The sequence below is a fragment of the Salinisphaera sp. C84B14 genome (assembly GCF_040361435.1).
GTDB lineage: Bacteria > Pseudomonadota > Gammaproteobacteria > Nevskiales > Salinisphaeraceae > Salinisphaera.
The window spans coordinates 1-6,589 of record NZ_APNL01000036.1 but is presented as its reverse complement, the minus strand read 5'-3'; the positions used below and the strand labels follow the sequence as shown (position 1 = coordinate 6,589).

The following is a 6,589-nucleotide window of genomic DNA, read 5'->3' as shown; positions in this document are numbered from 1 at the left end:
TTCCGCGATTGCATACGGCAAGCGCATACAGGATACCGTCGGAGAATTCGACGAAGTCACCGGCGCCTATTCACGCGTCGGTCGTGCCGAAGTCGGCGGTGATCCCGAATCGGTCAACGTGGTCGCAACCACCATCAACTTGAAACCGCTCGATGCCTGGCAAAGCGGACGCTCGTACGAGGGTCTTCAGAACGCGATGTCCGAGCGGCTCGCAGCGCGTGTTCCCGGGTTGGCGAACAACTTTTCCCAGCCGATCCAGCTTAGAACCGACGAGCTGCTCTCAGGCGTTCAAGCACAGCTCGTCGTAAGTATCTTCGGAGACGACCTCGACAAGCTAGCCGAGGTCGGCCAGCAGGTCGCCGAACTCGCACGCAATACCACCGGCGCTGTAGATGTGCGTGTTCAGCAGCAGGGCGGCAAACAGCAGATCGTCATAAAGCCAGACCGAGAAGCCTTGTCTCGTTACGGGATTAGCGTGGACGACGTGTTGAACACTGTATCGGTTGGCGTCGGCGGTGCCTCCGTCGGCCAGGTCTTCGATGGCGTGCGGCGGTTCGATATTTTCATGCGCCTACAAGCGGACCAACGCGAGCGGATCGACGCGATTCGCGATCTGAGTCTTCGGGCGCCTGGTGGCGCACTGATTCCACTTTCACGAGTTGCGAACGTGGAAGTCTATACCGGTCCCAAGCAGATATCACGATCGAACGCCAGTCGACGTCTGTATGTGCAGATGAACGTTCGCGGGCGGGACATGGGCGGCGTCGTAAACGATCTGCGTGCCGGTATCGATCGCGACATCGATATGCCGCCCGGTTATTTCGTTGACTTCGGCGGCCAGTTCGAGAACCAACAAAGGGCCATGAAGCGCCTTTATCTCGTCGTACCCGTCACGATGGCGCTGATCTTTTTGTTGCTCTACAGCGCATTCTCGAGTCTGCGCTATGCGGCGCTGATCTTTTTGAACGTTCCGTTCGCAATCATCGGCGGTATCTTCACGCTCTGGTTGTCGGGACTGTATCTATCCGTGCCCGCTGCTGTTGGCTTTATCGCGGTGTTCGGCGTAGCCGTTCAAAACGGGGTCGTGCTGGTTTCCTACATCAATCAGTTGCGTGATCACGGTATGGAGCTCGATGAGGCGGTAAGCACCGGCGCAGAACATCGGCTGCGCCCCGTACTCATGACCGCGCTGACAGCGATCCTGGGACTAATCCCGCTGCTCATGGCTAACGGTATCGGATCGAACGTGCAACGGCCGTTGGCCGCAGTCGTAATCGGCGGCCTCGTGACTTCAACGCTCCTGACGTTATTGGTATTGCCTGCCGTGTACCACTGGTTCGCCGAACCACGGCGCGAAGTCGAGCTGTGAGGAGGGGCTGATCATGGAGGTAACACCCACCCATATGGCGCAAGTCCCGCTCGACCAGGTGATTTCAGGGCAAGCGCCCTCGATTGATTCGCAGCGGAGTACTGCGAAGAATTCTCACGAATACATCGGCCGAGTGAATGGTGGTCTCGTTTGGAGCTACAGGCATAGTTTAGCGATCTATGCGCTAACTAAATATAAGCCCAATATCATAGGGGCCATTGGGTATAGGTCACTTGTTAGTCAGGGTGTTCCACGCTGCAGGCACCCAGAGTTTGCGGGTGAGCCACAAAACGAAGTCGCAAACGTTTGGAGGTGGTCGCGATGGTAGCGGCCAAATCCTTCGACCATCGGGTTTCGCGCCTGCGTGTGACGACCTCCGTGCTCGCATTGGCCGTGGCGCTGTTTCTAGTGACTACTGCCAATAACTCATTTTGGAGTGCGGCGGCAAGTGCGGCAGATATTTCCTGGCGGGGGAACTTTGGGTTTTTCGCCGCAATCTTCGTATTTCTTGTCGCCGCTTTCACTTTGGCTATCGCACCATTTGGCTTACGTTTTCTTTTTAAGCCGTTTATTTCCGTGTTACTCGTCCTGGCATCTGTTAATAGCTATTTCATGGATACCTACGGTGTTGTGATTGATGACGGAATGCTGCGCAACACCATACAAACCGACCCTAGGGAGGTTGACGGTTTATTGAGCCCGGTTTTGTTTTGGCATGTGTTATGGGCCGGAGTTTTGCCGGCGTTGGTTGTGTGGTGGGTTCCCGTGCGCTATGCGACTTTTCCTAGACAATTGGGTCGGCAAATATTGACGATGGCGCTAGCTTTAGCAGTAGCCGGGGCGGCACTTTATAGCCATTACAAAGAATTTTCACTAGTAGGGCGCGAAAATCGAAATTTACGTTATTTGATTAATCCGAGTTATTCCATTTACTCGGCTGGAAAGTTGCTGGCTGCCGAGTTAAGTGCCGGTGAGGCGGCACTTCGGCCATTGGGCCGCGACGCCTACCAACGACAGCATAGCTCACCCGGCGGCAAGCCAAGGCTAGTGGTTTTCGTTCTAGGGGAAACGGTGCGTGCTCATAACGCTACCTTGGAAGGTTATGAGCGGAGGACCATGCCGCTCATGGCCCAAGAAGAGATTGTCAAGTTTGACAGCGTATATTCCTGCGGCACTGCTACTGCAGTGTCTCTGCCCTGTATGTTCTCGCGCCAAAACCGCAGCAGTTATGACGAGTTCGTGTCGGATAACAGCGAGAATTTATTAGATGTCCTGAAACACGCCGGGGTACGTGTGCTATGGCGTGAAAACAACTCCGGCTGCAAGGGCGTTTGCGCCAGGGTAAAAACACAAAACACAGCTCAGATGGACGTGCCTAATTATTGCAATGAAGATGGCTGTTTTGACGAAATTTTATTGTATCGGCTGGATGAATCGCTAAACGAGCCCTCGAGAGACACTTTCATTGTGCTTCATCAACAGGGCAACCACGGGCCTGAATACTACAAACGGTACCCGCCTGAGTTTCGCAAATTCCAGCCTGAATGCCGTAGCAATCGCCCGCAGGATTGTAGCCGCCAAGAGCTGATAAACGCCTACGACAACGCCATTTTATATACCGACTTCGTGCTCTCTAGGGTTGTGAAGTTTCTAAAAAGGAACTCCGATCGCTATGCGAGCGCGATGATTTATATGTCCGACCATGGCGAGTCGCTTGGCGAGAGCGGCATTTACCTTCACGGCCTACCGTACTTAATAGCGCCGCATGAACAAACCCATGTGCCGCTGATGGTTTGGACCTCGTCTGATTTTAGGAAGGGGCGGGGACTCGAGCGCAAGTGCATGAGGCAGATGAGTGACGACGAGTATAGCCAGGATAATTTGTTCGACACGGTTCTAGGTCTGTTCGCGGTACAGACACAGGTCTACCGGCCCGGGCAGGACATTTTTGCTGCATGTCGCGCCATCGCCTTGACAGGTCGGTAGGTTTGTTAGGAGAGGCCACCCATGTCTGATGTAACTTCAGATCAGCATCCCTTGGCCGAGCGGCTGTTACGGCCCATACGCCGCTTCGCGGCGTATGGGCCATCCAGCGGCATTGTTTTGGTTATTGCTACTGCGCTCGCGCTGCTATGGGCCAACTCTGCGGGATCGTTATTACCAGGCTACGCAGACTTTTGGAACACCGAGCTTTCTCTTCGTCTGGGCGATGTAGAGCTGTCACTTTCGCTCCACGAATGGATTGATGATGCATTGATGGCGCTGTTCTTCTTTCACGTCAGTCTCGAGGTAAAGTACGAATTTCTTCGCGGTGCGCTGTCCACCCGAGACAAAGCGGTCCTGCCAGTGGTAGCAGCGCTAGGCGGCATGCTAGCGCCAGTCGCAGTTTTTCTGATTCTTAACCTACCGGCGGGGGATCCCGGGGGATGGGCCGTACCAATGGCGACAGATGTCGCCTTTGCTATTGCGCTTCTCACCCTACTAGGCAAACGGGTGCCCCCGAGCTGGCGGGCATTCCTACTGGCACTTGCGGTTATCGATGACGTCGGCACGGTTGCCGTGATAGCCCTGTTCTATTCGGCGAAGATCACCATTATTCCATTGCTCGTGGTAGCTTTCGGGCTAGCTCTCGTTTACGCGATGCGCCGTGCCGGGGTCCACGCATTTTTAGTTTATTGGTTGGTTGGCGCTGCCATCTGGCTGGCGATGGAGAAATCCGGCGTTCATCCGACCGTTGCGGGCGTCTTACTCGGGTTCTTGACGCCGCTTTCCGCGCCACGCCATACGCATTCATACAATGAACAGGCCGCTGAACGCATTCCACACCTATTGCGCGAAGCCTCGTCCTCAAAACGTCGGCTCCTAGAAGAACTGGAACGCGTTAGGCGAGGCGCATTATCGCCGCTGAATATCCTGCAACATCGCCTAGAGCCGTGGGTGTTATTCCTGATCATGCCGGCGTTCGCGCTCGCCAATGCAGGGGTTGATCTGAGCGAAATTAGTCTCGCTGATAATGCCAGCCTTTGGGTTCTAGTCGGGAGCGGTGTCGGTCTGGTGGTTGGCAAGCCTCTTGGCATTGTAACGGCCGTACGTCTGGCGGCCCTCTTGTCCCGAACAAAACTCCCGGATGGTCTCTCTTGGTCAGCTCTGACCGGTCTGGGGCTTCTCGCCGGCGTTGGTTTCACTATCGCTTTATTCTTGACCAGCCTTGCGTTTACAGATCCGGCGATCGTATCGGCCGCACGCGTTGGCATTTTGGCTGGCTCCTTAATCGCCGCATTGGCGGGGCTGGGATTACTTTGGTTGGTTTTACACAAGAATGATGAAAATTGGGTAGCGCAGAGCGAAGACGTCGCGTGAGCTGGAACGTGATGACCGAATGACAGAGCAATTACGGTCACTATTCGCGACGACGGCTGACCTCTGTGAACTAAAGTTACCAAAAGGAGACAGACGATGAAGGAAATCAAGGCTTACGTACGTGAAGTCATGCTCGAACAGGTGATTTCGGCGCTGGCTGATATTGACGATATACCCGGAATCGCGGTGGTGCATCTGCGTGAATATGGCCACGTCCAGGACGGCGGGTTAGAGCGGGTCAAAATGGCCAAGCTCGAAGTCGATGTGCCGGAATCACTTGCTAGGACAGTGGTTGACGCAATCGTGGCCAGCGGACGCACCGGCGACGGCCATCCAGGCGACGGGAAGGTATTCATATCGGACCTACGGGACGCCATTCGAATTAGCGACGGTCATCGCAACGAGGCCGCAGTGCAAATATCGCCGGAATCGGGGAGCTCAAATGAGTGAACATGACCATAGCGGGCATAGCCATAGCGGTAGCACCAAACTGCTGATCGTATCGCTGGTATTTACGAGTGCATACGCTGGCGTCGAGGTGGCTGGTGGCCTTTGGGCCAACTCACTGGCCCTGATTGCCGATGCGGGACATATGATCACCGACTCCTTATCTCTCGGAATCGGCGCTTTTGCGGCATGGCTAAGTCAGCGTCGCGCATCGAGAACGCATACGTATGGATTTGCGCGCGCCGAAGTTATAGGCGCGTTGGTCAACGTTCTGTTCATGCTGGGTATTGTGGTGTGGATTGTTTTTGCCGCTTTCGAACGACTTGCAAATCCACAGGAAGTTGGCGGAACGACCGTTATGATCGTCGCTTTCATCGGCTTACTCGTAAATGTTGCCGTTGCGTGGATTCTGGTGCGGGGCGAAAAAAACATGAACGTGCGGGCCGCACTGTTGCATGTGATGGGTGATTTGGCGGGATCTGTCGCGGCCCTTCTTGCCGGGCTGGTCATTTATCTCACTGGGTGGCTGCCGATCGATCCGCTGTTATCACTCTTCATTAGTCTGTTGATTGGTTTCGCAAGCGTGAATGTTCTGCGAGATGTGCTGCGCGTACTAATGGAAGGCACGCCGAGTCACATTGATATCGATAAGCTAAAGCGGGCTATAGCTGAGGTCGACGGTGTCGTCGAGGCGCACCACGTGCACGTTTGGTCTCTCTCATCGAGCCGACATGCGTTATCGGCGCAAATAAAGCTCGACCAGATCGGATTCTGGGAAGAGGTCCTCCCCAAGCTGCAAGAACTGCTGCAGCGAGATTTTGGTGTCGGACACAGCACATTGCAGCCGGAAACCCACCAAGAAGCTAGCTCGTATTCCGCGGACGCTGCAGCACGCTACTAGATTGCGCAGCTTTAACGGTGGTAACCATGGGAAAGAGGTCTGGAATGGTTCGGTTTGTTATTGCCATATTCGCTAGCTTACTTACTCTGGACCATAGCAACGCTCTCGCGGTCGAAATTACTGCTAAAAGCGAAGTGATCCGAGAGCGTTTTGAGTCGACTCTGCAGCGCGCCGAGCGTGGCGACTCTAACGCCCAAAATTCCATAGGCGGCGCATTGGCCTTGGGAGAAGGCGTGGCGCAAGATGACGCCGCGGCGTATCACTGGCTGCGAAAGGCAGCTGAGCAAGGTCACGCGGCTGCCCAATACAATTTGTACCTTTTGTTGCGTCAAAGCCCTAGTCTTGGGGAAAGCTCGGAGGCTGCAATGCAATGGTTGCAAAAAGCGACCGATCAAGGAATTCTTCCTGCGCAATTCAGTCTCGCAGAACTCTATCGCAAAGGTAGAGCAGCTCACGACAATCGACGTGAGCGCGCCGCAATGTATTACTTATTAGCTGCAAAGCAGGGGTTT

At 54.7% G+C, this 6,589-nt stretch carries 6 protein-coding genes; all 6 read left to right on the top strand.

Going from position 1 to position 6,589, the window contains the following annotated elements:
* The coding region (locus C84B14_RS17820) for an efflux RND transporter permease subunit (RefSeq protein ID WP_353226075.1) at nucleotides 1–1,369 on the top strand (1,369 nt) is incomplete at its 5' end.
* A gap of 321 nt (nucleotides 1,370–1,690) precedes the next feature.
* Nucleotides 1,691–3,355, top strand: a complete 1,665-nt coding sequence (locus tag C84B14_RS17815) for a phosphoethanolamine transferase (RefSeq protein WP_353178364.1) — start codon at nucleotides 1,691–1,693, stop codon at nucleotides 3,353–3,355.
* Nucleotides 3,356–3,376: 21 nt separating this feature from the next.
* Entirely contained in the window at nucleotides 3,377–4,729 is a 1,353-nt protein-coding gene (nhaA, locus tag C84B14_RS17810) for a Na+/H+ antiporter NhaA (protein WP_353226073.1), read from the top strand.
* A gap of 96 nt (nucleotides 4,730–4,825) precedes the next feature.
* Nucleotides 4,826–5,179: a P-II family nitrogen regulator gene (locus C84B14_RS17805; RefSeq protein ID WP_353226071.1), complete on the top strand. Its 354-nt coding sequence runs from the start codon at nucleotides 4,826–4,828 to the stop codon at nucleotides 5,177–5,179.
* Nucleotides 5,172–6,077, top strand: a complete 906-nt coding sequence (locus C84B14_RS17800) for a cation diffusion facilitator family transporter (RefSeq protein WP_353226069.1) — start codon at nucleotides 5,172–5,174, stop codon at nucleotides 6,075–6,077. The genes C84B14_RS17805 and C84B14_RS17800 overlap by 8 nt, the downstream gene beginning before the upstream one ends.
* A gap of 44 nt (nucleotides 6,078–6,121) precedes the next feature.
* On the top strand, nucleotides 6,122–6,589 hold a 468-nt coding region (locus C84B14_RS17795), incomplete at its 3' end, for a tetratricopeptide repeat protein (RefSeq protein ID WP_353226067.1).